This window comes from Paracoccus sp. Z118, assembly GCF_019061185.1.
Classification (GTDB): Bacteria; Pseudomonadota; Alphaproteobacteria; order Rhodobacterales; family Rhodobacteraceae; genus Paracoccus.
Genome location: NZ_JAHQZU010000007.1, coordinates 15,820 through 36,737, shown reverse-complemented (window position 1 = coordinate 36,737; position 20,918 = coordinate 15,820). Strand labels below are relative to the sequence as shown.

Here is a 20,918-nt window from a genome sequence, read left to right as displayed (position 1 = left end):
GCCGATGCCGGAGGCGTGGCGCCGCGTTTGCCACCCGGTCGCGGCCGCGGGATTCTCGCGCTCTGATCCCCTCTGGCTCGGGCTTGCCCCCTCTGGCCCGGCGCACTATTCCCAAGGCCGAGCCAGAGGGGACAAGCCAATGCACAACACGCGCTTCGACAAGTCGAAACTGCCCAGCCGTCACGTGACCGAGGGGCCGGCGCGTGCCGCGCATCGCAGCTATCTCTATGCGATGGGGATCACCGAGGATGAAATCCACCAGCCGATCGTCGGCGTCGCCACCTGCTGGAACGAGGCCGCGCCCTGCAACATCTCGCTGAACCGTCAGGCGCAGGTCGCGAAGATGGGCGTCAAGAAGGGCGGCGGCACCCCGCGCGAATTCACCACCATCACCGTCACCGACGGCATCGCGATGGGGCATGAGGGGATGCGGTCCTCGCTCGCCTCGCGAGACGCCATCGCCGACACGGTCGAGCTGACCATGCGCGGCCATTGCTATGACGCGCTGGTGGGGCTTGCGGGCTGTGACAAGTCGCTGCCGGGGATGATGATGGCGATGGTGCGGCTGAACGTGCCCTCGGTCTTCATCTATGGCGGCTCGATCCTGCCCGGCCGCTACAAGGGCCGCGACATCGTCGTGCAGGACATGTTCGAGGCCGCCGGCCAGCACGCCGCCGGGCTGCTGTCCGACGAGGAGCTGGCGATCATGGAAAAGCTGGCCTGCCCCTCGGCCGGCGCCTGCGGCGGTCAGTATACCGCCAACACCATGGCCTGCGTGAGCGAGGCGATCGGGCTGGCGCTGCTGAACTCCTCGGGCGCCCCCGCGCCCTACGAATCGCGCGACCAGTTCTGCGACGCCTCGGGCGTGGCGGTGATGGAGCTGCTGGAAAAGAACATCCGCGCCCGCGACATCGTCACTCGCAAGAGCCTCGAGAACGCCGCCCGTGTCGTCGCCTGCACCGGCGGCTCCACCAACGCCGGGCTGCACCTGCCCGCCATCGCCCATGAGGCGGGGATCGAGTTCGACCTGTTCGACGTCTGCGACATCTTCCACGACACGCCCTACTTCGTGAACCTGCGGCCCGGCGGCGAATACGTCGCCAAGGACCTGTTCGACGTGGGCGGCGTGCCGGTGGTGCTGAAGGAACTGGCGAATGCCGGGCTGCTGCATCTGGACTGCATGACCGCGTCTGGCCGGACCCTGGGCGAGGAGCTGGACGAGATCCGGGGCGAGCCGGACGGCAAGGTCATCCACCCCATCGCCACGCCCCTCACGCAGACCGGGGGCGTCGTCGGCCTGCGCGGCAACCTCGCCCCCGAAGGCGCCATCGTGAAGGTCGCCGGGATGAGCGAGGCCGATCAGGTCTTCACCGGCCCTGCGCTGGTCTTCGAATGCGAGGAGGACGCGTTCGACGCGGTCCAGAACCGCCGCTATAGCGAAGGCTGCGTGTTCGTGATCCGCAACGAAGGCCCTGCGGGCGGGCCGGGGATGCGCGAGATGCTGGCCACCACCGCCGCGCTGTCGGGGCAGGGGATGGGCAAGAAGGTCGCGCTGATCACCGACGGCCGCTTCTCGGGCGCCACGCGCGGCTTCTGCGTCGGCCATGTCGGGCCGGAATCAGCGCATGGCGGGCCGATCGCGCTGCTGAAGGATGGTGACATGATCACCATCGACGCCATCAAGGGCGAGATCTCGGTCGCGCTGACGGATGACGAGCTGGCCGCCCGCCGCGCCGAATGGGCGGGGCCGCGCAAGACCGACTATGCCTCGGGCGCGCTGTGGAAATATGCGCAGCTTGTGGGCGGGGCGCGTCACGGTGCTGTCACCCATCCCGGTGCAAAGGTGGAAACGCACATCTACATGGACCAGTAAGGCCATGAACACGTAAGGACCGCCGATGCCCCGCTCCCCCCGCCGCTGGATCGACGATGTTGCGCGCGCGCGCGCGGCGCGGCGGTGGGAGCGGCTTGCCAGTCAGGTGGGCCGGATGCCGCTGGCCGATCTGCGGGATATCGATGACGAGGCGCGGTCGCTGCGGCGCAGCCTGAACCGGCTCGTCGCCCGCGCCGACCGGCGGATCGACGCACTGCGTCCAGGGGCCGAGCCGCTGGACCTGCCCGCCGGCACCGACTGGCGCTGGCGGCCGCTGTTTCTGGCGGGACCGATCGCCCCGCGCGGGATCGCCGCCCCGGACAGCGGCACCCGGCTGGGCGACGAGGCGGCGGTCTGGCACGACTGCCCGCAGAACGCGCTGGTGCTGCGGCAGGCCCGCAACAAGTCCTCGGCGGAGCTCTCGCCTCACAGCCTGCTGCTGGAGACGCTGGGTTTCGACGGCAGCTTCCTGTCGATCTCGATCGACCTGCCGGCGGAAGCGCTCGACGGGCTGACCCGCAGCCATATCGTGCGGCTGGCGGCGGTCGTCTCGGTCGAGCGGCCGATGAATATCTTTGGTCGGTTGAATGTCGGTCACGGGCCGAACACCGACCAGCTTCTGCGCCATCTGGGCGATCTGCACCCCGGCCACCCGCAATCGCTGGTGACCGAGTTCGACATGTATCTGATCGAGATGAACGAGAAGCGGCTGGAGAAGATCTGGCTCGACCTGATCTTCGAATCGCCGCGCATGAACGCGGTGCGGATCAGCGACCTGTTCCTGTCGCGCCACCTGCGCGCTGAAATCTGAAAGGGCGGACATGGAGGGCAGCTTCACCTCGGCGGGCCTGCGCGGCGGCATCTGGCAGGGCATCCTGCACAGCGGCACGCCGCCGCAGCGGGTCTTCCTCGCGCAGACCGGGATGCATGTCGCCGGCGCCTCTGTCGAGCCGGCGGGCGAGGGGCGCTTCCATGTCTCGGTGGCGCTGCCGGTGGATCGGCTGTCGGATGGCGTCCACAGCTTCGTGCTGCTGGCCGATGACGGCGAGGCGGACGAGAGTCCGCGACCCGGCGCCGCCCGCCTCGGCGTGCTGCCGCTGATCGCCGGTCGCCCGCTGGACGACGACCTGAGGGCCGAGATCGAGCTGATGCGGGCCGAGCTGGACCTGCTGAAGCGCGAGCTGCGGCGGCTGGCTTCGGCCTGAGGCCGCTGGTCGCGGCAGCGGCAGCGGCGCGGGGTCAGGGAGGCGGCGTGGCGAGCCATCCGTCCGGGTCCGGCTCGGTGAAATACCGGTATCCCGCCGCTTCGTTGAACCCCATCGAATCGTAAAGCGCCAGCGCGTCCGTGTTCGCCCGCGTGACCGCCACGGCGATGCGGTCGGCACCCCTTTCCGCGGCGAAGCCTGCCGCGCGGCGCATCATCCAGTCGGCGACGCCCATGCGGCGGAACCCGGGCAGCACGCTCAGCGCGTGGACGATGGCCACCGGGCCGCAGACCCCGACGAAGCCGACGCCCGCCGCCCGGTCCTTGACCCGCCCCAGCAGCGCCGCCTTGGGCTGCGGGGCGCGGTCGATGGCCGCCTGCCGTCCGGGGCCGATCTGCGCCTCGGCCCACAGCTCGCGCTGGATGGCGAGCGGCGGCCAGACCGCGAACGCACCCATCGGGGGGAGGGGCTGGTCGGTCAGAAGGCTGACGGGCGCGTGCAGGATCGCCGTCGGCTCGAAATCATCCATGCCGCGGGCGGCCAGCGCCTGCGTTAGCGGCAGATCGCCATCCATCACTGCGAAAAGCGGCTTCGCGCCGAAGCTGCGCTGCTGGTCAATGGCACGCGCGACGTCGGCTTCCGTCCAGTCGCTCGCGGCCCAGGCGGCGTTCAGGCGCTTGCCGCCGCCGGGTTGGCGGCCGATGCGGATGCCGCCGACGCGGGCGTATCCGGCGGCGGGCCAGGTCACGTCGAGCGCGGTGCGCAGCGCGAGGTCCATCATGCCGGCAGCCCCAGTGCCCGGCTCAGCTCGGCTTTCGCCTGCGCCACCTGATCGCCGTCGAGCCCGCGGATCACGAGATTGGTCCCGTAGCCCTGCGCATTGTGGAACGGATAGCTGCCCAGCGACAGCGCCGGGAAGCTGCGGGCGACCGCCAGAAGCTCGCCCGCCACCTCGGATTCGGGGCGCATCACCTCGATTGTTTCGCTGACCGGCGGGCGGCCGGTGGGCAGGCGCGGCACCAGCCAGTCGGTCATCGCCTTGAAGACCGACGGCACCCCGGCCATGACATGCACGCCCCCCAGCGAAAAGCCCGGCGCCGCCGACACCGCATTGTCGATCAGCGTCGCGCCGACGGGAATCCGGGCCATCCGCAGGCGGGCGGGCGTGATCTCGACCCCTGTTTCGGCCCAGCGGCGCTGAAGGATGTCCCGCGCCGCGTCGTTCACCACCAGCTCGACGCCAAAGGCATCCGCGACCGCATCGGCGGTGATGTCGTCATGGGTCGGCCCGATCCCGCCCGAGGTGAAGACCAGATCCCACGCCCCGCCAAGGCTGGCCGCCAGCGCGCGCAGCGCCGCGACGATGGCGTCGTGGTCGTCGGCCACCACCCGCAGTTCGCGCAGGTCGATCCCGGCCGAGGTCAGCACCCCCGCCAGATGATGCGAGTTCGTATCCTGCGTGCGGCCCGACAGGATTTCGTCCCCGATGACGAGGATGGCGGCGGTGGGGTTGTCGGACTGCATGGCGGCTCCCTTCCTGCTGGCGCCATAATGCGCGGGCGCAGGCCCGGAACAAGGGGGGCGGGGACAAGGGGGGACTGGAACAAGGGACGCGCCGGGGCTATCTCGGATGAAACCGAAAGGACGACAGATGAACGAAGCGCGCCTCACCCGCGAAGGCATCCGCATCCACAGCCCCGAGGACTCCGCCGGCATGCACGAGGCGGGCCGCGTGGCCGCCACCATCCTCGACGAGGTCGGCCCGCTGGTCGTGCCCGGCGTGACCACCGGCGAGCTGGACGACTTCATCCACCGGCGGGTCGAGGAGACCGGCTCGACCAGCGCCACCATCGGCTATCGCGGCTACCAGCACGCAAGCTGCATCAGCGTGAACCACGTCGTCTGCCACGGCATCCCCGGCGAGAAGACGCTGGCCGATGGCGACATCCTGAACATCGACGTCACGGTGATCGTGGACGGCTGGTATGGCGACAGCTCGCGCATGTATGTGGCAGGCACCCCCAGCGTGAAGGCGCGGCGGCTGATCGAGGTCACGCATGACAGCCTGATGAAGGGGATCGAGGCGGTGCGCCCCGGCGCGACCTTCGGCGATATCGGCGCGGCGATCCAGACCTATGCCGAATCCCAGCGCATGTCGGTGGTGCGCGACTTCTGCGGCCACGGTCTCGGCCGGGTGTTCCACGCCCCGCCGAACGTCCTGCACTATGGCCGTCCCGGCAAGGGCCCGGTGCTGGAAGAAGGGATGTTCTTCACCATCGAGCCGATGATCAACCTCGGCCGGCCGGAGACCAAGGTGCTGGCCGACGACTGGACCGCCGTGACCCGCGACAAGTCGCTGTCGGCGCAGTTCGAGCATGCGATCGGCGTGACCTCGGACGGGTGCGAGATCTTCACCCTGTCGCCGGGCGGGCTGTTCTTTCCGAAGATGTGAGGCGTCAGCGCGCCTGCCCCAGCACCAGCACCGCGATCTTGCGCCCGTCGCCGTCCGGCAGCAGCGCGAAGCCCAGATGCGTCACCTCGCGGTCGAGCAGGGTGGCGCGGTAGCCGGGATCGCCCAGCCAGCCGCGCACGAAATCGCGGATGTCGGCCGATGTCGGCTCGGTCCCGCAACCGCCGCAGACGCCCGCCAGCACCATGAGCGAGGCCCAGGCCGTCCGCTCGCCCTCGGGCAGCGCGGCGAACAGGTCGCCCCCGGCGTTCAGGGTGAACTCCTCCTGATCCGGCGGGGGCAGCAGGTTTGCGGCCGCTGCGCTCAGCGCCTCAGCAGGCTGGAGCGCCGCCGCGCCTTCCCGTTCGCGGGCGCGGTTGACGTAGTTCAGCGCGCGTTCGGCCTGCTCCGCCGGGGCCAGCGCGACCGGCTCCTCGTCCGGGGCAAGGCCGCGCGGGACGCCCGGTCCGGCGAAGGTCTGGACGGCGTAGAGCCCTTCCTCGGCGCCGGAGGTGAGGCCGAAGCCGAATGTGGCGAGGCCGGGGGCGAGGATGTTCGCGCGGTGGCCGGGGCTGTCCATCCAGCCCTGGTGCAGGTTCCCCACGGTCGTTTCCGATGGCGGCGGGCAGCCGACGCAGCGGGCGATGTTCTCGGCCGCAAGGTGCCACGGGCTGCCGCCCGCGTCGATATAGCGGTCCTGCACCGTCTCGCCCTCGGGTGATTCGTGGGCGTAGTAGTCGCGGTCGAACATGTCGTCGGCATGGGCCTGCGCGGCCTCTACGGCATCCTCGCCCAAGGTGAGGGCGTTCAGCCCCTCCGCCTCGCGGGACTCGTTGACCAGCGCCAGCGCATGTTCGCGCATCGCCGCGATGTCGCCCGGCACCTGGGCGATGGCCGGGAACGGCAGCAGAGCGAGAGAAACGCACAGGCTGGCGGCCCCGCGCCGGAGGCCGCTCCCCGCAGCAAGGATGCCAGCAGCCCGGATGTTCATCGCCGCCATGTCGCTTCCCTCAGGCTCTGACAGGGGCAACGCCGCCTTCCGCACGGGGTTCCGGCGGGATCAGCCCCTTGCAGCGAGCCGGTCCAGAACCGCTTGCCGTTCCGCGTCCGACATCGATCCCCAGCGGCCGATTTCCTCCAGCGTGCGGCCGCAGGCGGTGCAGATGCGGGCCGTGCGGTCCAGCGTGCAGATGTTGCGGCAGGGACTGGGGACGGTCATGGCTGGGCCAGATGGCGCAGCCGGTCCAGCGCCCCTTGCAGGATGTAGCCGGCGGCCACCTGGTCGATGACCTCGGCCCGGCGTGCGCGGGAGGCGTCCGCTTCCAGCAGCGCGCGCTCGGCGGCGACGGTGGACAGACGCTCGTCCCAGAATCCGATCGGCAGGTCGGTCAGCCGTTCGAGGTTGCGGGCGAAGGCGCGGGTGGACTGGGCGCGGGGCCCCTCGGTCCCGTCCATGTTGCGGGGCAGGCCGAGGATCAGCCCGGCGAGGCCCCGCTCCGCCGCGATGGCCAGCAGCGCAGCGGCGTCCTGCGTGAACTTGGTCCGGCGGATCGTGGTGAGAGGAGAGGCGACCTGCCGCAGCCCGTCGCTGACGGCGACGCCGATGGTCTTGGTGCCGAGGTCAAGGCCCGCGATCCCGCCAATGCGGGGCAGGGCGGCGGCAAAGTCCGCCATATCGGCGCGGATCATTCGATCCCCGCCTGCCGGGCGGCGCCGTTCAGCATTTCCAGCCCCCCTGCGTCGCCCGCCAGTTCGGCGCGGCCCCGTGCCAGCATGTCGCGGGCCGCCGCGTCGTCGCCCTGCACCACGAGGGCCGAGACGAGCCGCGCCCATTCCTCGCCGGTTCCGCCCTCGGTCGTCAGCCGGTCGTGGAGGCGCCGGACCATGCCCGCGACCATTTCGCCCTGTTCAGCGGCGGAGAGTTGCGCGGCCGCCTGCATGTCCTCGGCGGTAGGGCCGGGCAGGGCCGGCGCCGCAGCATCCGTCAGCCCCGCCGTGTGGGCGGCCTCGGTGACCACGGCCAGCCCCTCGGGGTTGGGGGCGAAGCGGGTCTGCGCCTCGGTCCAGATCTCGCGGGCGTGGGCCTCGTTGCCGATCACCACCAGCGCCGAGATCAGCCGCGCCCATTCCTCGGGCGTGCCGCCCTGCTGGGCGAGGCGGCTTTCCAGCCGCGTGACCATGTCGCCGATCATCATCTGGCGCTCCTCGGGGGACATCGCCTCCATCGCCGCCATCGATTCCGCATCGGGGCCGGGCGCCGGCTGCGCCATCGGCGGGACGTAGTTCGGCTGCCCGGCGAGCCAGGCCAGATCCTGGATCGTGCCGCGAATCACCTCGATGAACGGCGCATCCTGCGGGCCGGTCGCCAGCAGGTCGGCCCAGACCGGGAAGGTCCGGTCGGGGCGGCCGTTCTGCGCGAACAGCAGCCCCTGCATGAAGCGGGCGAGCGGCTCGCGCGGGTCGATCTGAAGGGCGCGCAGGATTTCGGCTTCGGCCTCGGGGGTGATGATGCCGCCCGCCGCCTCGATCATCAGGCTTGCGAGGCGGGCGTGGTCGTCGGCGGTCGCCGCCGCGCCGCGCGCCTCGATCAGCCGGGTCTGCGCCTCGCGCGCGGCCGTGAAATTGCCGAGCTGGCCTTCGTGCCGGGCCAGCAGCGCAAGGCCCTGCGGGTCCGGGTTGCGGCCCACGGCGTCCCGCAGCGATTCGACGAGTTGCAGATACTGGGCGTCCGGTTCGGGCCGCTCGACGGCGGGGGCGGCGGCTTCGGCTTCGGCCTGCGCGGGGCGGGACTGGTAGGTTTCCTCGGCCCCGGCGAGCCGGGCGTTCAGCGGCGCGTCCGGCATCCTGGGCGCGCCGAGTTCCAGCGCATAGAGCCCCGCGCCGCCCGCCAGCAGCACCGCCAGCACCGCGAGCGCCGCGCCCGTGCCGGGGCTGCGGGTGGCGCCGCGCTGCGCCTGGGCCGACAGGGCGCGGTCGGCGTCCAGCACCTTGCGGCCGATCTCGGTCCGCAGGCGGCCCGCGTCGTCGTCGTTCAGCACGCCCCGCGCGCGGTCGCGGTCCACTTCGCGCAGCTGGTCGCGATAGACGCGCAGGTCATAGGCGGCCGCGGGCTCGGTGCCCTTGCCGGCCCGCAGGAACGGCAGCGCGATCGCCAGCGCCACGACCGCAACCATTCCCGCAACCATGATCCAGAACATCCGCTTCTCCTTCGGCCCGCAGGCTAGATAGGCGGTTTGGCAGCCCGGCGAAAGTCGCGCAGGGTGCGGCAATTGCCCGCGAACGCGGCCGGGCCGGGTGCGCGCGGCATCTCGCCTCTTCCCCCCGGCGCGGTGCTTATGCAATCTGCCGCCGTCCCTGTCCCGACCCGAGGCGCCAGCCATGCCCGAGCCCAGCACCCCGACGGCCAGAAAGCCTCGCCGTTATTCTGTTTTCGCCATCGCGCGCGAAGCGATGCGGCTGCATAGCGGGTGGGAACGCGCCTGGGCCGACGCGCAGCCGCGCGGGCGCTACAAGGTGGTGGTGATCGGCGCGGGCGGGCACGGGCTGGCGACGGCGTATTATCTGGGCAAGAACTTCGGCATCACCGATGTGGCGGTGCTGGAAAAGGGCTGGCTGGGCGGCGGGAACACCGGGCGGAACACGACGATCATCCGCTCGAACTACCTGCAGGACCCGTCGGCGGCGATCTACGACAAGTCGCTGAAGCTGTATGAAACGCTGAGTCAGGAGCTGAACTACAACGTCATGTTCAGCCCGCGCGGGCTCATCATGCTGGCGCAGACCGAACACGAGGTGCGCGGCTACAAGCGCACGGCCATCGCCAACCACCTGCAAGGCGTGGCGACGCGCTGGATCGAGCCGGCCGAGGTCAAGCGGCTGGTGCCGATCATGAACATCGACGGGCCGCGCTATCCGGTGCTGGGCGGGCTCTATCAGGAGCGCGGCGGCACTGCGCGGCACGACGCGGTGGCCTGGGGCTATGCAAGGGCCTGTTCGCAGATGGGCATGGACATCGTCCAGAACTGCGAGGTGGCGGGCGTCGATATCGCCGGCGGCCGGGTCCGCGCGGTGGAGACGACCCGCGGGCGGATCGAATGCGACAAGCTCGCCATCGTCGTCGCCGGCCATTCCTCGGTCGTGGCAGAGATGGCAGGGTTCCGGTTGCCGATCGAAAGCATCGCCCTTCAGGCGCTGGTCAGCGAGCCGATCAAGCCCTGCATGGACGTGGTGGTGATGGCCAACACCGTCCACGGCTATCTGAGCCAGTCCGACAAGGGCGAGATGGTGATCGGCGGCGGCACCGACGGGTTCAACAACTACACCCAACGCGGAAGCTGGCAGCATGTCGAGGAAACCGTCCGCGCCCTGATCGAGACATTTCCCATGCTCAGCCGCCTCAAGATGCTGCGGCAATGGGGCGGAATCGTGGACATGACCGGGGACCGCTCGCCCATCCTGTCGGCGACGCCGGTGGGCGGGGTCTTCGTCAATTGCGGCTGGGGGACGGGCGGGTTCAAGGCGATCCCCGGCTCGGGCTGGGCCATGGCCGAGCTGGTGGCGAAGGGCGCGCCCGGTCCGCTCGCGGCGGATTTCGGGATGAGCCGCTTTGCCGAAGGGCGGTTCATCGACGAAAGCGTGGCTGCGGGGGTGGCGCATTGAGGGGCGGGTTCTTCGGTGTGGCGACGACCTGCGGCGCGGTGACGCGGGGCTGGAACCCGGCGGCTTCCCGTTCGTTGGCCCTGCAGCGTTCTCAGGAGATTGCGACATGGCTGATCCCCGTCCCACAAGATCCGGCGCCGGAGAAATCGGCATACTTCCCATCGTCCTCGGTGCCGTCATCGTCATCGCTCTGGCGGTCTGGTTCTTCCTGGGCATCAACGTGCCCGAGCCGGTGCCGCTGCCCGATTCGCCCGTGGCGACCGGCACCGTCGGCCAGCCGGCCGGCGTCACCGGCGCGGGGCCCGAGCCCGGCGCGCCGCCCGGCGCCGACGCACCGCCCGGATCGCCCGTGGCACAGCCGAACCCGGACCTCGCGCCCGGCACCGGCGTCGATACGACCCGCGGCAGCAACTGACGCCGCCTTCCCGGCACTGACCGGGGCCAAGACCTATCCGCCCTGCGCGATGCCCGCGCGGGGCCTTCGGCGTTCGTCCGCCCCGGCCCCGAGGACCTCCGCATGCTGATCCTGACCTGCCCCTATTGCGGCGTCGCCGCCGAGGAAACCGAACTGCATCCGGGCGGCGAGGCGCATCTGACCCGCCATGGGCCGGGCTCCACCGACGCGGATTTCGAGTGGTACCTGTTCGCCCGCCGCAATCCCAAGGGCGTGCATTTCGAGCGCTGGCGGCATCTCTATGGCTGCGGCAAGTGGTTCCTCGCCGCGCGCGACACGGTGACGTTGCAGGTCTTCGGCACCTACCCCGCGCAGTCGAAATACCCCCCGCGCGAGATCATCGCCGCTATCCGCGCGGACCGCCCGGACTGGGTGCCGCATTGGGACGAGATCACCGGCGACAGCGCGCCGGGCGTCGGCAACGACCCCGCCCCGAACCCCACCCCCGCACGGGACAGCTTCGCATGACGACCGGACCTTTCCGCCTGCCGGCCGGCGGCCGCCTGATCGACCGCAGCAAACCGCTCGGCTTCCGCTTCGAGGGGCGGCAGATGACCGGCTTTTCCGGCGACACGCTCGCCTCGGCGCTGCTGGGCAGCGGGCAGCGCGTGGTGGGACGCAGCTTCAAGTATCACCGCCCGCGCGGTATCCTCGCCTCGGGCGCGGAGGAGCCGAACGCGCTGCTCGGCCTCGGGCAGGGCGGCCGGTTCGAGCCGAACCAGCGGGCCACGACGACGCCGCTGGTGCAGGGCATGGTGGCGACGGCGCAGAACGCCTGGCCGGGGCTGAACCGGGATTTCGGGGCGATCAACGACGCGCTGTGGCGGTTCCTGCCGGCGGGGTTCTACTACAAGACCTTCATGGCCCCCCGCCGCGCGTGGAAGAGCGTGTTCGAGCCGATCATCCGCCGCGCCGCCGGCCTCGGCCGCGCGCCTGAACTGCCCGACCCCGACCGCTACGAGCAGGCCTATGGCTTCGCGGATGTGGTGGTGGTCGGCGGCGGCATCGCCGGGCTGAACGCGGCGCTGGACGCGGCGCGCCGGGGCGGGCGGGTGATCGTGCTGGAACAGGCCGCCCATTGGGGCGGGCGGACGCCGGTGGATCATCCGGGCGGGCAGGGGCGGGTGGACGCGCTGCTGGCCGAGCTGCGCGCGCTGCGGAACGTCACCCTGCGCCGGAACACGATGGCGACGGGGCTCTACGATCACGGCTACCTGCTGGCGCGCGAGGCGCTGGCCGATCACGACCCGAACGCGGGGCTGCCCCGGCAGCGGCTGTGGCGCATCCGCGCGGGCCATGTGATCACGGCGACCGGGGCGCTGGAACGGCCGCTGAGCTTTGCCGGCAACGACGTGCCGGGGGTGATGCTCGCTTCGGCGGTGCGCGACTACATCGTGGATCACGGAGTCGCGCCGGGGCGGCGGATCGCAGTGGTGACGAACAACGACGACGCCTATCGCACGGCGCTGGTGGCGCTGGATGCGGGCCTTGCGGTGCCGGTGGTGCTGGACGCGCGGCCGGTGGCCGATGGGCTGCTGCCCGGCGAGGCGCGGGCGCGCGGTGTTCGGGTGGAAACCGGCTGCGGCATCGCGCGGGTGCTGGGCCGCAAGGGCGTCAGCGGGGTAGAATTCTGCGCGCAGGACGGTTCGGGTGCGCCGTTGGGCACGGTCGATTGCGACGTGATCGCCATGTCGGGCGGCTGGTCGCCGGCCGACCATCTGTGGAGTCATTGCGGCGGCAAGCTGGTCTGGGACGACGCCCGCGCCTTCTTCGCCCCCGACCCGAGCCGCCAGCCGACCGGCGCGGACGGGCGCGGCAACGTGACGCCAGTCGGCGCTGCGTCCGGCGATCTGGCTGTCGCGGCCCTGACGGGGGCGGCAGACGCGGCGGCGATCCTGCCGGTCTGGGTCATGCCGGCCAACGCGCCTGCGAAGATGCGCTTCAAGATGTGGCTGGATTTCCAGAACGACGTGAAGGTCAGCGATGTGGAACTCGCCGCGCGCGAGGGCTATGCCAGCGTCGAGCACGCCAAGCGCTACACCACGCTCGGCATGGCCACCGATCAAGGTAAGACGAGCAACATCAATGGCTTGGCTGTTCTTTCTGCGACGCTGGATCAGCCCATCGCCGCGACCGGCACCACCACTTTCCGCCCGCCCTACACCCCGCTCACCTTCGGCACCATCGCCGCCGAGGCACGGGGCGCGGTGTTCCAGCCGCTCCGCAAGACCCCGATCCACGGCTGGCACGAAGCGAATGGCGCGGATTGGGAGCCGGTCGGCCTCTGGCGGCGCCCCTATTGCTACCCGCGCGGCGCCGAGACCCGCGGGCAGGCGGTGGCGCGGGAAATCCGCGCCGTGCGCTCGGGCGTGGGGACGCTGGATGCCTCGACGCTGGGGAAAATCCTTGTGAAGGGGCCGGATGCGGGGCGGTTCCTCGACATGATCTATACCGGCATGATGTCCAGCCTGCCCGTGGGCAAATGCCGATACGGGCTGATGTGTTCGGAAAACGGCTTCCTCGTCGATGACGGCGTCGCGGTGCGGCTGGCCGAGGATACCTGGCTCTGCCACACCACCACCGGCGGGGCCGAGCGCATCCACGGCCACATGGAGGATTGGCTGCAATGCGAATGGTGGGACTGGCAGGTTTACACCGCCAACCTCACCGAACAGTTCGCGCAGATCGCCGTGGTCGGCCCCTATGCCCGCCGGGTGCTGGCGAAGCTGGGCGGGATGGACCTGTCCGCCGCCGCGCTGCCCTTCATGGGCTGGGCCGAGGGCGAGCTGGCCGGCATCCCCGTCCGCGTCTATCGGATCAGTTTCTCGGGCGAGCTGTCGTTCGAGATCGCGGCCCCCGCGAACCGAGGGCTGCAACTTTGGCAGGCGATCCATGAGGCGGGGGCCGAGTTCGACATCACCCCCTACGGGACCGAGGCGATGCACGTCATGCGGGCCGAAAAGGGCTTCATCATGATCGGGGACGAGACGGACGGCACGGTGATCCCGCAGGACCTGAACCTGCACTGGGCGATCAGCAGGAAGAAGCCCGACTTCATCGGCAAGCGCGCGCAGGAGCGGTCGTTCATGGCCTCGCCGGATCGCTGGCGGCTGGTGGGGCTGGAAAGCCTCGATGGCCGGGTGCTGCCGGACGGGGCGCTGGCGGTGGCGGATGGGGTGAACGCCAACGGGCAGCGGAACAGCCAAGGAAGGGTGACCTCCACCTATCACTCGCCCACGCTGGATCGCCCGATCGCGATGGGTCTGGTCCATCACGGGCCGGAGCGGATGGGCGAGGTGCTGGAGTTTCCGGTGCCCGGCGACAGCTTCCGGGCGCGGATCGTCGATCCGGTGTTCTACGACAAGGAAGGCGCGAAAGCGGAAGGGGCCGCCGATGGCTGATGCGATCACGATGACGCCGCTGGCCGGGATCGCCGAGATACGCGGCCTCGGCATGGTACTGATTCGCGCCGACCTTGGCCGGGCGGGCGATGCCATCGCGGAAGCAGCGGGGCTGGCGCTGCCGGAAACGGGACGCTTCACCACGGACGGGCTGCGCTGGCTGGGCTGGATGTCGCCCGATGAGCTGCTGCTGATCGTGCCCGGCAGCGAGCGGGGGCGGGCGGTGGCCGATGTTGCCGGCGCGCTGACCGGGGAACATGCGCTGGTGCAGGATGTCAGCGACATGCGCTGCGTCTTCGACGTGACCGGGCGCAAGCCGGGACAGGTGCTGGCCAAGCTGTGCCCCGCTGATCTTGAAACGCGGCCGCGCGACGGCCTGCGCCGGACCCGCGCGGCGCAGGTCGCCTGCGCGGTCTGGCGGATCGACGGCGCGGAGACCGGACGGGGCTGGCGGCTGATCGCCTTCCGCTCGGTCCGCGACTACGTGGCGCAGGTTCTCGCGGGGGCAGCCGCGCCGGGGAGCGATCTCGACCCGCGCTGAGGTTTGACCTCGCCCGGAGGCTCAGGCCTGCCGCGCGGATGCGGAAAGACGTCCGCAAGGAACGCGCTCCGCCCTTCGGGCTGGCGCGGTGCCGCTGCGCCTCGGGCATGCCGGCCCAATCGAGATCGAAGGCACGTCCGAGATGATCAAGGGCTGACGAAGGGCAGGCTTACCCCACCGCTTCCCGCCCCATCGCGGCGGAGGGTCGGGCAACCCCCATCCTGCGGTGATACTGCTCCGCTGCGGTTCTGCGCCAGATCCCCGGTTTCGCTTGACAGAAGCTGGCACTGCCCGAACGCCCCAAGCCCGCCGGATCGAGCGCATGGCGCGCATCGGCGGCCCGAAGGCTCCGTTCCCGCCCCTTACCCCTCCAACGCCCGGATCTGCTCCACCGCGTCGGCCAGCCCCGTCTGCGGGACGCCACGCAGCATCTCGCCGCCGATGATGAATGTGGGGGTGCCCATCACGCCCATCCGCTCGGCCAGTTGCGCATTGGCGCGGATCTCGGCGCTGACCTCCTCGGTGTTCATGCGGTTGACCAGCGGCTCGGCCTCCAGATCCATGTCGCGGGCGAGCGCAGACAGCGACTCGACCGTCACCGCCCCGCGCATCGTCATCAGCCGGTCGTGGATGTTCTTGTAGACGTCGTCGCCCGCCGTCTGCTTCACCGCGATGGCGAAGCGCGAGGCGAGGTCGCTTTCCTGCCCGAGGATCGGGAATTCCTTGTAGATCAGGCGGATGTTGCCGTCCCCCGCGACGACCTTCCCCACGTCCTCGTGGACACGGCGGCACACCCCGCAGCGGTAGTCCACGAATTCGACCAACGTGAGGTCGCCCTGGGGATTTCCGCCGACCCAGCTGTAGCCGTCCTCGAAGATCGCCGCGCTGTTGGCGGCGACCAGCGCGCGGTCGTTCTCGACCTCGTTGGCAAGGCGTTTCGCCTCAAGACTGTTGACAGCCTCGATCAGCACTTCGGGGTTGGTCATGATGTAGTCGCGCACCGCTTCGCCGAAGGCCGCCTTCTCCGTCTCGGTCATGGCGGCGGGATCGAATGCGGCGGCGGGCAGGGCGGTTGCGGCCAGCAGCGCGGCGGCGAGGGCGAAGCGGGACATGCGGCATCCTTTCACGAGTTGGTGCATGCTTGGCCCGGACGCCGCACCATCGCAACCCAACGCTTGCGTGAGCTTGACCCGCCGCTTGACCAGACCGGGGCGGCGGGCAACAAGCGCCCGGCAAGGCAAGGGGATACGGGCATGCGGAAATCGTCGCGCGGACAGGTCGATCCGTTCATCGTCATGGACGTGATGGAGGCGGCCCGCATCGCCGAGGAAAACGGCCGCCACATCATCCACATGGAGGTCGGCCAGCCCTCGGTGGGCGCGCCGCAGGGCGCGCGCGAGGCGCTGGCCCGCGCGCTGGATCAGCCGCTGGGATACACGGTCGCGCTGGGCCTGCCCGAGCTGCGGCGCGGCATCGCCGGTCTTTACCGGCGCTGGTATGGCGTCGATCTGGACCCCGCGCGGGTGGTGGTGACGCCGGGCTCGTCGGGGGCATTCATCCTCGCCTTCTCGGCCCTTTTCGACGCGGGCGACCGGGTGGCGCTGGGCGAGCCGGGCTATCCCAGCTATCGGCAGATATTGCGGGCCATGTCGGTCGAACCGGTAGGGATGCAGACGGCGGCGCAGAACTGTTACCAGCCGGTGCCCTCGGACATTCCCCCCGATGTGCAGGGGATCATCCTTGCCTCGCCGGGCAACCCCTCGGGGACGATGCTGGACCGCGAGCATCTTGCGGCGCTGGCGACGGCTGCGGCGGAACGCGGCGCGGCGCTGGTGTCGGACGAGATCTATCATGGCCTCAGCTACGGCGAGCGGGCGGTCAGCGCGCTGGAGGTGACGGACGATGCCCTCGTCATCAACAGCTTCTCCAAGTATTTCGGCATGACCGGCTGGCGGATCGGCTGGATGGTCGTGCCCGAGGACATGATCCGCACCGTCGAGCGGCTGGCCCAGAACATGTTCATCTGCCCGCCGCACGCCAGCCAGGTGGCGGCCTTGGCCGCGCTGGACTGCGTGGACGAGGCCGAGGCGAATCTTGCCGTCTATGCCGAGAACCGCCGGCTGATGCTGGAGCGTCTGCCCGCCATCGGTTTCGACCGTATCGCGCCGCCGGATGGGGCGTTCTATGTCTATGCGGATGTGTCGGACCTGACCGATGACAGCCGCGCCTTTGCGGCCGAGATTCTGGACAGGGCCGGGGTGGCGGTCACGCCGGGGCTGGACTTCGACCCGGTGCGCGGGGCGCGGACGCTGCGCTTTTCCTATGCCCGCAGCACGGCGGATATCGCCGAGGGGCTGGACCGGCTGGCCCGGTTCATGTCGCAGCGGTGATCGCAGCGTTCCTGCGGGGTCTGATCGCGCTGGCCGTGGCATGGCTGGCGCTCGCGCCTGCCCACGCGAACCCGCCCGGCGCGGTGCGGTTCGACCCGACGCAATCGCTGATCGCCGCGCAGGGGCGCGAGCGGGACGCGGCGCGGCCGCTGTCGCTGCGCCTCTCGGTCGGGGTGCGGGCGCCGTGGCGGGTCTATCTGCTGGACGCGCCGCCGCGGCTGGTGGTCGAGGTCGAGGGGATGACCCTGCCGCCCGAGGATGCCGCGGTGCCGGGGGCCGAGCTGCTTCCGGGGCTGCGCTGGGGCGGGGGGCTGTCCGGCTGGGGCCGGATCGTGGCCGAACTGCCGGGCACCTATCAGATCAGCCGGGCGACGATCACCGGGGCCGCGGCGGTTGTTTCAGGCGGCGCTCAGGCGCAGGCCGGGAACTCCGCGAACACGGGCGAGGCCGGGAACGCTGCCGGGCCATCCGGCGATCCTGCCCGGCCCCTCGGCGCCGCCGCCATCGAACTCGCCCTCACCCCCGTTCCCGCCGACCGTTTCGCCCCCCGCCAGGACGCACTGACCGCGCTGCACGGCCTGCCGCCGCTGGCGAAGCTCCCGCCCGCGCCGCCGCGGCATGAGCGGCTGCGCGTCGTGATCGACCCCGGCCATGGCGGCATCGACCCCGGCGCGCAGGTGGACGGGCTGACCGAGGCGGCGCTGATGCTGGGCTTTGCGACCGAACTCGCCTCGACGCTGACGGCAGCGGGGTTCGAACCGATGCTGACGCGGGGCGATGACCATTTCATCCCGCTGGAGCAGCGGGCGACCTCGGCGCGGGCGGTGCGGGCGGACCTGTTCATCTCGCTCCACGCCGACATGCTGCCCAAGGGTCAGGCGGCGGGGGCGACGATCTATGTCTGGAACCCGCAATCGAACGACCGCGCGGCGCGCGAGCTGGCCGCCCGCCACGACCGCGACGACCTGCTGGCGGGCGTCGATCTGGACGGAACCGACGATCAGGTGGCCCGCGCGCTGATGGATCTTGCCCGCACCGGCACCCAGCCGCGCAGCGAAGCCTTCGCCGCGCATCTGTCCAGCGAACTGGCGCTGTCCGACATCGGGATGCACCGCAGGCCGGTGCAGGGGGCGGCGTTCTCGGTGCTGAAATCGCCCGATATCCCGTCGGCACTGGTGGAACTGGGGTTCCTTTCGGATCCGGCGGACCGCGCCAACCTGCTGAACCCCGCCTGGCGGGCGCAGATGGCGGCGGCGATCACCCGCGCGGTCGCCAACTGGCAGGCGGACATCGCCAGCCTCGCCTCGCTTCGCGGCGCGGTGCCGTATGTGCCCGACTGACACAAGGTTGTTTTGACGCCTCCCCCTCCGGCGTCTATAGAAACCCCCTGTTCGCCAGCCGCAGCCAGCCCGAGAGGTCTTTGTGGTCCGCTTCGTCCTGTCGTTCTTCGGCGGCATATTTTCGTGGTTCGTCACGGGCCTGGTCTTCGTCGCCCTGATTCTGGGCGGCGTGTTCTGGATGTATGGGCGCGACCTGCCCAGCCATGAGCAGCTTGCCAGCTACGCCCCCAAGACGATCAGCCGCGTCTATTCCGGCGAAGGCCGGCTGATCGACGAATTCGCGCAGGAACGGCGGCTGTTCCATCCGGTCGCGGAAATGCCGGACCTCATCAAGCAGGCCTTCATCAGCGCCGAGGACAAGAACTTCTACGTCCATCACGGCTTCGATCCGCGCGGCATGGCGGGCGCGGCGGTGCAGGCGATCCGCACCGGCGGGGCCGAGGTGCGCGGCGCGTCCACCATCACCCAGCAGGTGATGAAGAACTTCCTGCTGTCCTCGGATCGCAGCGTCGAACGGAAGGTCAAGGAACTGATCCTCGCCACGCGGCTGGAGCAGACGCTGAGCAAGGACCAGATCCTCGAACTCTACATGAACGAGATCTTCCTGGGCCAGAACAGCTACGGCGTCGCCGCCGCCGCGCAGAGCTATTTCAACAAGCAGCTCGACCAGCTTCAGCCGCACGAGGCGGCGATGCTGGCGGCGATGCCGCAGGCGCCCTCGCGCTCGGTCGTGAACGACAAGCAGCGGATCACCGAGCGGCGCAACTACGTCCTGCGCGAGATGTGGCAGAACGGCTATATCGACGAGGCGACCTTCCGCGCCGAGTCGGAAAAGCCGCTGCGCACCGTGCAGAACGGCGACTTTCCGTCCTTCCGCCAGCAGCTTCCGCCGCGCGGCTATTTCACCGACGAAATCCGCCGCCAGCTGAGCCGCGAGTTCGGCGAGGAGGAGTTCTTCACCGGCGGCCTCGCCATCCGCGCGACGGTCGAGCCGCAGCTTCAGTCGATCGCCGCCAAGGCGCTTCAGGACGCGCTGGAGACATACGACCGCAGCATCGGCCTGTGGCGCGGCACCGGCATCACCATCCCCGAATCCGAACTGGCCGACGAAAACCTGTGGCGCGCGGCCCTGTCGAACGCCGCCGTGCCGCGCGACATCGAGGGGTGGTATCCCGCCGTGGTGCTGCAGGTCGGCGAATCCGATGCCCGCATCGGCATCGAAGGCACCCCGGACGACGAGGACGGCCACTGGATTCCCGCCCGCGACGTGCAATGGGCGCGCAAGCTGATGCCCGGCACGCAGCGGGCGCCGCAGGCGAAGGTCGCGGGCGATCTGCTGACGGTGGGCGACGTGGTCCTGGTCCGGCAGATGACCGACGACAATACCGGCGAGTTCATCCGCTGGACCCTGCGGCAGGTGCCGGTGGTGCAGGGCGGGTTCATGGCGATGGACGTGAACACCGGCCGCGTCATGGCGATGCAGGGCGGGTTCTCCTACCAGTCCTCGGTCTTCAACCGCGCGACGCAGGCGATGCGCCAGCCCGGCTCGGCCTTCAAGCCGTTCGTCTATGCCGCGGCGCTGGACAGCGGCTACACCCCGGCCACCATCGTCGCGGACGAGCCGGTGGTCGTGAACACCCCGCAGGGGCTGTGGACGCCCAAGAACGCGGGCGGCGGCTTCTATGGCCCGGCGCCGATCCGCACCGGGATCGAGCAGTCGCGCAACCTGATGACGATCCGCATCGCCCAGGATATCGGCATGGACACGGTCGCGAAATACGCCGAGCGGTTCGGCGTCTATGACCGGCTGGACCCCTATATCGCCAACAGCCTCGGGGCGCAGGAAACGACGCTGTTCAAGATGGTCGCCGCCTACGCCATGTTCGCCAATGGCGGCGAGCGGGTCGAACCCACGCTGGTGGACCGTGTGCAGGACCGCAACGGCCGCACGATCTACCGCCACGACCGCCGCGTCTGCGAGACCTGCGGCCAGCAGGCGCTGCCCGCGGGCGAAGCGCCGCGGATCAGTTCGGACCGCGAGCGGGTGATGGACGCCATCACCGCCTATCAGCTGACCTCGATGATGGAAGGCGTCGTCAAGCGCGGCTCGGGGCGCGGGGTCAACCTGCCGGTGCCCGTCGCGGGCAAGACCGGCACCACCAACGACGCCAAGGACGTGTGGTTCGTCGGCTTCACCTCCAACATCGTGGCGGGGTGCTATCTGGGCTACGATCAGCCGCGCAGCCTCGGCGACAACGCCTATGGCGGGACGCTGTGCGTGCCGGTGTTCAACGCATTCATGCGGCAGGCGGTCAAGGAATATGGCGGGACCGAGTTCAAGGTGCCGCCCGGCGGGCATTTCGTCAACGTGCCCTATGGCAACGGCACGATCGCGGAGTATTTCCGCGACGGCACCGACATGTACAGCGGTCAGCTGGTCGTCGATGGCGGCTTCGGACGCGTCGATCCGAACGTCCTGCCCAAGATCGTGCAGGGGCGCGAGGCGGCCACCACCGTCACCACCTCCTCCGGGCGGCAGAGGGTGCTGCCGCAGAAGGCCGACACCTCGGTCATCTCGTCCGGCGGACTCTACTGATCCGGCCCGC

General features: G+C 70.4%; 19 protein-coding genes. 12 read left to right on the top strand and 7 right to left on the bottom strand.

Annotated elements, in window-relative coordinates; translation table 11 throughout:
• Positions 1-139 precede the first annotated feature (139 nt).
• The 3 genes from ilvD to KTN05_RS07760 are packed head-to-tail and all read left to right on the top strand — an operon-like array spanning position 140 to position 3,078.
• On the top strand, positions 140-1,873 hold the full coding sequence (gene ilvD, locus KTN05_RS07770; protein WP_217328824.1) for a dihydroxy-acid dehydratase: 1,734 nt from the start codon (positions 140-142) through the stop codon (positions 1,871-1,873).
• A gap of 25 nt (positions 1,874-1,898) precedes the next feature.
• Complete coding sequence (locus KTN05_RS07765) at positions 1,899-2,684, top strand: DUF6478 family protein (protein ID WP_217328823.1); 786 nt, start codon at positions 1,899-1,901, stop codon at positions 2,682-2,684.
• Between the two features lie 10 nt (positions 2,685-2,694).
• Positions 2,695-3,078 carry a hypothetical protein gene (locus KTN05_RS07760; protein ID WP_217328822.1) on the top strand — a complete coding sequence of 128 codons (384 nt, stop codon included), beginning with the start codon at positions 2,695-2,697 and terminating at the stop codon, positions 3,076-3,078.
• Between the two features lie 34 nt (positions 3,079-3,112).
• Here KTN05_RS07760 and KTN05_RS07755 read toward each other — a convergent pair whose 3' ends face one another.
• Together KTN05_RS07755 and KTN05_RS07750 are read right to left on the bottom strand one after the other, a co-directional pair.
• Positions 3,113-3,859, bottom strand: coding sequence for an N-acetyltransferase (locus KTN05_RS07755; protein WP_217328821.1), 747 nt, complete (start codon positions 3,857-3,859; stop codon positions 3,113-3,115).
• Positions 3,856-4,602: a molybdopterin-binding protein gene (locus KTN05_RS07750; protein ID WP_217328820.1), complete on the bottom strand. Its 747-nt coding sequence runs from the start codon at positions 4,600-4,602 to the stop codon at positions 3,856-3,858. Before KTN05_RS07750 ends, KTN05_RS07755 begins: the two co-directional genes overlap by 4 nt.
• Before the next feature lie 127 nt (positions 4,603-4,729).
• On the opposite strand from KTN05_RS07750, the gene map reads away from it, so the two are divergent.
• The gene (gene map / locus KTN05_RS07745) at positions 4,730-5,530 is read left to right on the top strand and encodes a type I methionyl aminopeptidase (RefSeq protein WP_217328819.1); all 801 of its coding nucleotides are present in this window, start codon (positions 4,730-4,732) and stop codon (positions 5,528-5,530) included.
• Between the two features lie 4 nt (positions 5,531-5,534).
• On the opposite strand, the gene KTN05_RS07740 is transcribed toward map, so the two are convergent.
• Genes KTN05_RS07740 through ccmI form a run of 4 tightly spaced genes read right to left on the bottom strand, consistent with a single transcriptional unit; the run spans position 5,535 to position 8,724 of the window.
• Positions 5,535-6,527 (bottom strand): CAP domain-containing protein, encoded by a 993-nt coding sequence (locus KTN05_RS07740; protein WP_217328818.1) that lies wholly within the window; start codon positions 6,525-6,527, stop codon positions 5,535-5,537.
• Between the two features lie 60 nt (positions 6,528-6,587).
• Positions 6,588-6,746 carry a DUF1289 domain-containing protein gene (locus tag KTN05_RS07735; RefSeq protein WP_217328817.1) on the bottom strand — a complete coding sequence of 53 codons (159 nt, stop codon included), beginning with the start codon at positions 6,744-6,746 and terminating at the stop codon, positions 6,588-6,590.
• Complete coding sequence (gene ruvX / locus KTN05_RS07730) at positions 6,743-7,216, bottom strand: Holliday junction resolvase RuvX (RefSeq protein WP_217328816.1); 474 nt, start codon at positions 7,214-7,216, stop codon at positions 6,743-6,745. The genes KTN05_RS07735 and ruvX overlap by 4 nt, the downstream gene beginning before the upstream one ends.
• Positions 7,213-8,724 carry a c-type cytochrome biogenesis protein CcmI gene (gene ccmI, locus KTN05_RS07725; protein ID WP_254368065.1) on the bottom strand — a complete coding sequence of 504 codons (1,512 nt, stop codon included), beginning with the start codon at positions 8,722-8,724 and terminating at the stop codon, positions 7,213-7,215. The genes ruvX and ccmI overlap by 4 nt, the downstream gene beginning before the upstream one ends.
• A 181-nt stretch (positions 8,725-8,905) precedes the next feature.
• Here ccmI and KTN05_RS07720 point away from each other — a divergent pair, with 181 nt between their 5' ends.
• The 5 genes from KTN05_RS07720 to KTN05_RS07700 all read left to right on the top strand — a co-directional run bounded on the left by KTN05_RS07720 (position 8,906) and on the right by KTN05_RS07700 (position 14,582).
• On the top strand, positions 8,906-10,186 hold the full coding sequence (locus KTN05_RS07720) for a sarcosine oxidase subunit beta family protein (RefSeq protein WP_217328815.1): 1,281 nt from the start codon (positions 8,906-8,908) through the stop codon (positions 10,184-10,186).
• Between the two features lie 106 nt (positions 10,187-10,292).
• On the top strand, positions 10,293-10,601 hold the full coding sequence (locus KTN05_RS07715) for a hypothetical protein (protein ID WP_217328814.1): 309 nt from the start codon (positions 10,293-10,295) through the stop codon (positions 10,599-10,601).
• A 102-nt stretch (positions 10,602-10,703) separates the two neighbouring features.
• Positions 10,704-11,108 carry a sarcosine oxidase subunit delta gene (locus KTN05_RS07710; RefSeq protein ID WP_217328813.1) on the top strand — a complete coding sequence of 135 codons (405 nt, stop codon included), beginning with the start codon at positions 10,704-10,706 and terminating at the stop codon, positions 11,106-11,108.
• Positions 11,105-14,041, top strand: coding sequence for a sarcosine oxidase subunit alpha family protein (locus KTN05_RS07705; protein ID WP_217328812.1), 2,937 nt, complete (start codon positions 11,105-11,107; stop codon positions 14,039-14,041). The genes KTN05_RS07710 and KTN05_RS07705 overlap by 4 nt, the downstream gene beginning before the upstream one ends.
• On the top strand, positions 14,034-14,582 hold the full coding sequence (locus tag KTN05_RS07700; RefSeq protein ID WP_217328811.1) for a sarcosine oxidase subunit gamma: 549 nt from the start codon (positions 14,034-14,036) through the stop codon (positions 14,580-14,582). Before KTN05_RS07705 ends, KTN05_RS07700 begins: the two co-directional genes overlap by 8 nt.
• Before the next feature lie 362 nt (positions 14,583-14,944).
• Here KTN05_RS07700 and KTN05_RS07695 read toward each other — a convergent pair whose 3' ends face one another.
• Positions 14,945-15,694, bottom strand: coding sequence for a DsbA family protein (locus KTN05_RS07695; RefSeq protein ID WP_254368064.1), 750 nt, complete (start codon positions 15,692-15,694; stop codon positions 14,945-14,947).
• 141 nt (positions 15,695-15,835) lie between these two features.
• Here KTN05_RS07695 and KTN05_RS07690 point away from each other — a divergent pair, with 141 nt between their 5' ends.
• From KTN05_RS07690 to KTN05_RS07680, 3 genes are all read left to right on the top strand, one after another.
• Complete coding sequence (locus KTN05_RS07690) at positions 15,836-16,972, top strand: pyridoxal phosphate-dependent aminotransferase (protein WP_217328809.1); 1,137 nt, start codon at positions 15,836-15,838, stop codon at positions 16,970-16,972.
• The gene (locus KTN05_RS07685) at positions 16,969-18,312 is read left to right on the top strand and encodes an N-acetylmuramoyl-L-alanine amidase (protein WP_371823300.1); all 1,344 of its coding nucleotides are present in this window, start codon (positions 16,969-16,971) and stop codon (positions 18,310-18,312) included. Before KTN05_RS07690 ends, KTN05_RS07685 begins: the two co-directional genes overlap by 4 nt.
• Before the next feature lie 82 nt (positions 18,313-18,394).
• The gene (locus KTN05_RS07680) at positions 18,395-20,908 is read left to right on the top strand and encodes a PBP1A family penicillin-binding protein (protein WP_217328808.1); all 2,514 of its coding nucleotides are present in this window, start codon (positions 18,395-18,397) and stop codon (positions 20,906-20,908) included.
• The last annotated feature ends 10 nt before the right edge of the window (positions 20,909-20,918 follow it).

Excerpts from the sequence above, each read along its gene's own strand:
- KTN05_RS07740 (WP_217328818.1), bottom strand. The coding sequence starts at position 6,527 with ATGGCGGCGATGAACATCCGGGCTGCTGGCATCCTTGCTGCGGGGAGC.
- KTN05_RS07695 (WP_254368064.1), bottom strand. The coding sequence starts at position 15,694 with ATGTCCCGCTTCGCCCTCGCCGCCGCGCTGCTGGCCGCAACCGCCCTG.
- KTN05_RS07760 (WP_217328822.1), top strand. The coding sequence starts at position 2,695 with ATGGAGGGCAGCTTCACCTCGGCGGGCCTGCGCGGCGGCATCTGGCAG.
- ccmI (WP_254368065.1), bottom strand. The coding sequence starts at position 8,724 with ATGTTCTGGATCATGGTTGCGGGAATGGTTGCGGTCGTGGCGCTGGCG.
- KTN05_RS07750 (WP_217328820.1), bottom strand. The coding sequence starts at position 4,602 with ATGCAGTCCGACAACCCCACCGCCGCCATCCTCGTCATCGGGGACGAA.
- ilvD (WP_217328824.1), top strand. The coding sequence starts at position 140 with ATGCACAACACGCGCTTCGACAAGTCGAAACTGCCCAGCCGTCACGTG.
- map (WP_217328819.1), top strand. The coding sequence starts at position 4,730 with ATGAACGAAGCGCGCCTCACCCGCGAAGGCATCCGCATCCACAGCCCC.
- KTN05_RS07735 (WP_217328817.1), bottom strand. The coding sequence starts at position 6,746 with ATGACCGTCCCCAGTCCCTGCCGCAACATCTGCACGCTGGACCGCACG.
- KTN05_RS07755 (WP_217328821.1), bottom strand. The coding sequence starts at position 3,859 with ATGATGGACCTCGCGCTGCGCACCGCGCTCGACGTGACCTGGCCCGCC.
- KTN05_RS07710 (WP_217328813.1), top strand. The coding sequence starts at position 10,704 with ATGCTGATCCTGACCTGCCCCTATTGCGGCGTCGCCGCCGAGGAAACC.
- KTN05_RS07720 (WP_217328815.1), top strand. The coding sequence starts at position 8,906 with ATGCCCGAGCCCAGCACCCCGACGGCCAGAAAGCCTCGCCGTTATTCT.
- KTN05_RS07700 (WP_217328811.1), top strand. The coding sequence starts at position 14,034 with ATGGCTGATGCGATCACGATGACGCCGCTGGCCGGGATCGCCGAGATA.
- ruvX (WP_217328816.1), bottom strand. The coding sequence starts at position 7,216 with ATGATCCGCGCCGATATGGCGGACTTTGCCGCCGCCCTGCCCCGCATT.
- KTN05_RS07715 (WP_217328814.1), top strand. The coding sequence starts at position 10,293 with ATGGCTGATCCCCGTCCCACAAGATCCGGCGCCGGAGAAATCGGCATA.
- KTN05_RS07765 (WP_217328823.1), top strand. The coding sequence starts at position 1,899 with ATGCCCCGCTCCCCCCGCCGCTGGATCGACGATGTTGCGCGCGCGCGC.
- KTN05_RS07690 (WP_217328809.1), top strand. The coding sequence starts at position 15,836 with ATGCGGAAATCGTCGCGCGGACAGGTCGATCCGTTCATCGTCATGGAC.
- KTN05_RS07705 (WP_217328812.1), top strand. The coding sequence starts at position 11,105 with ATGACGACCGGACCTTTCCGCCTGCCGGCCGGCGGCCGCCTGATCGAC.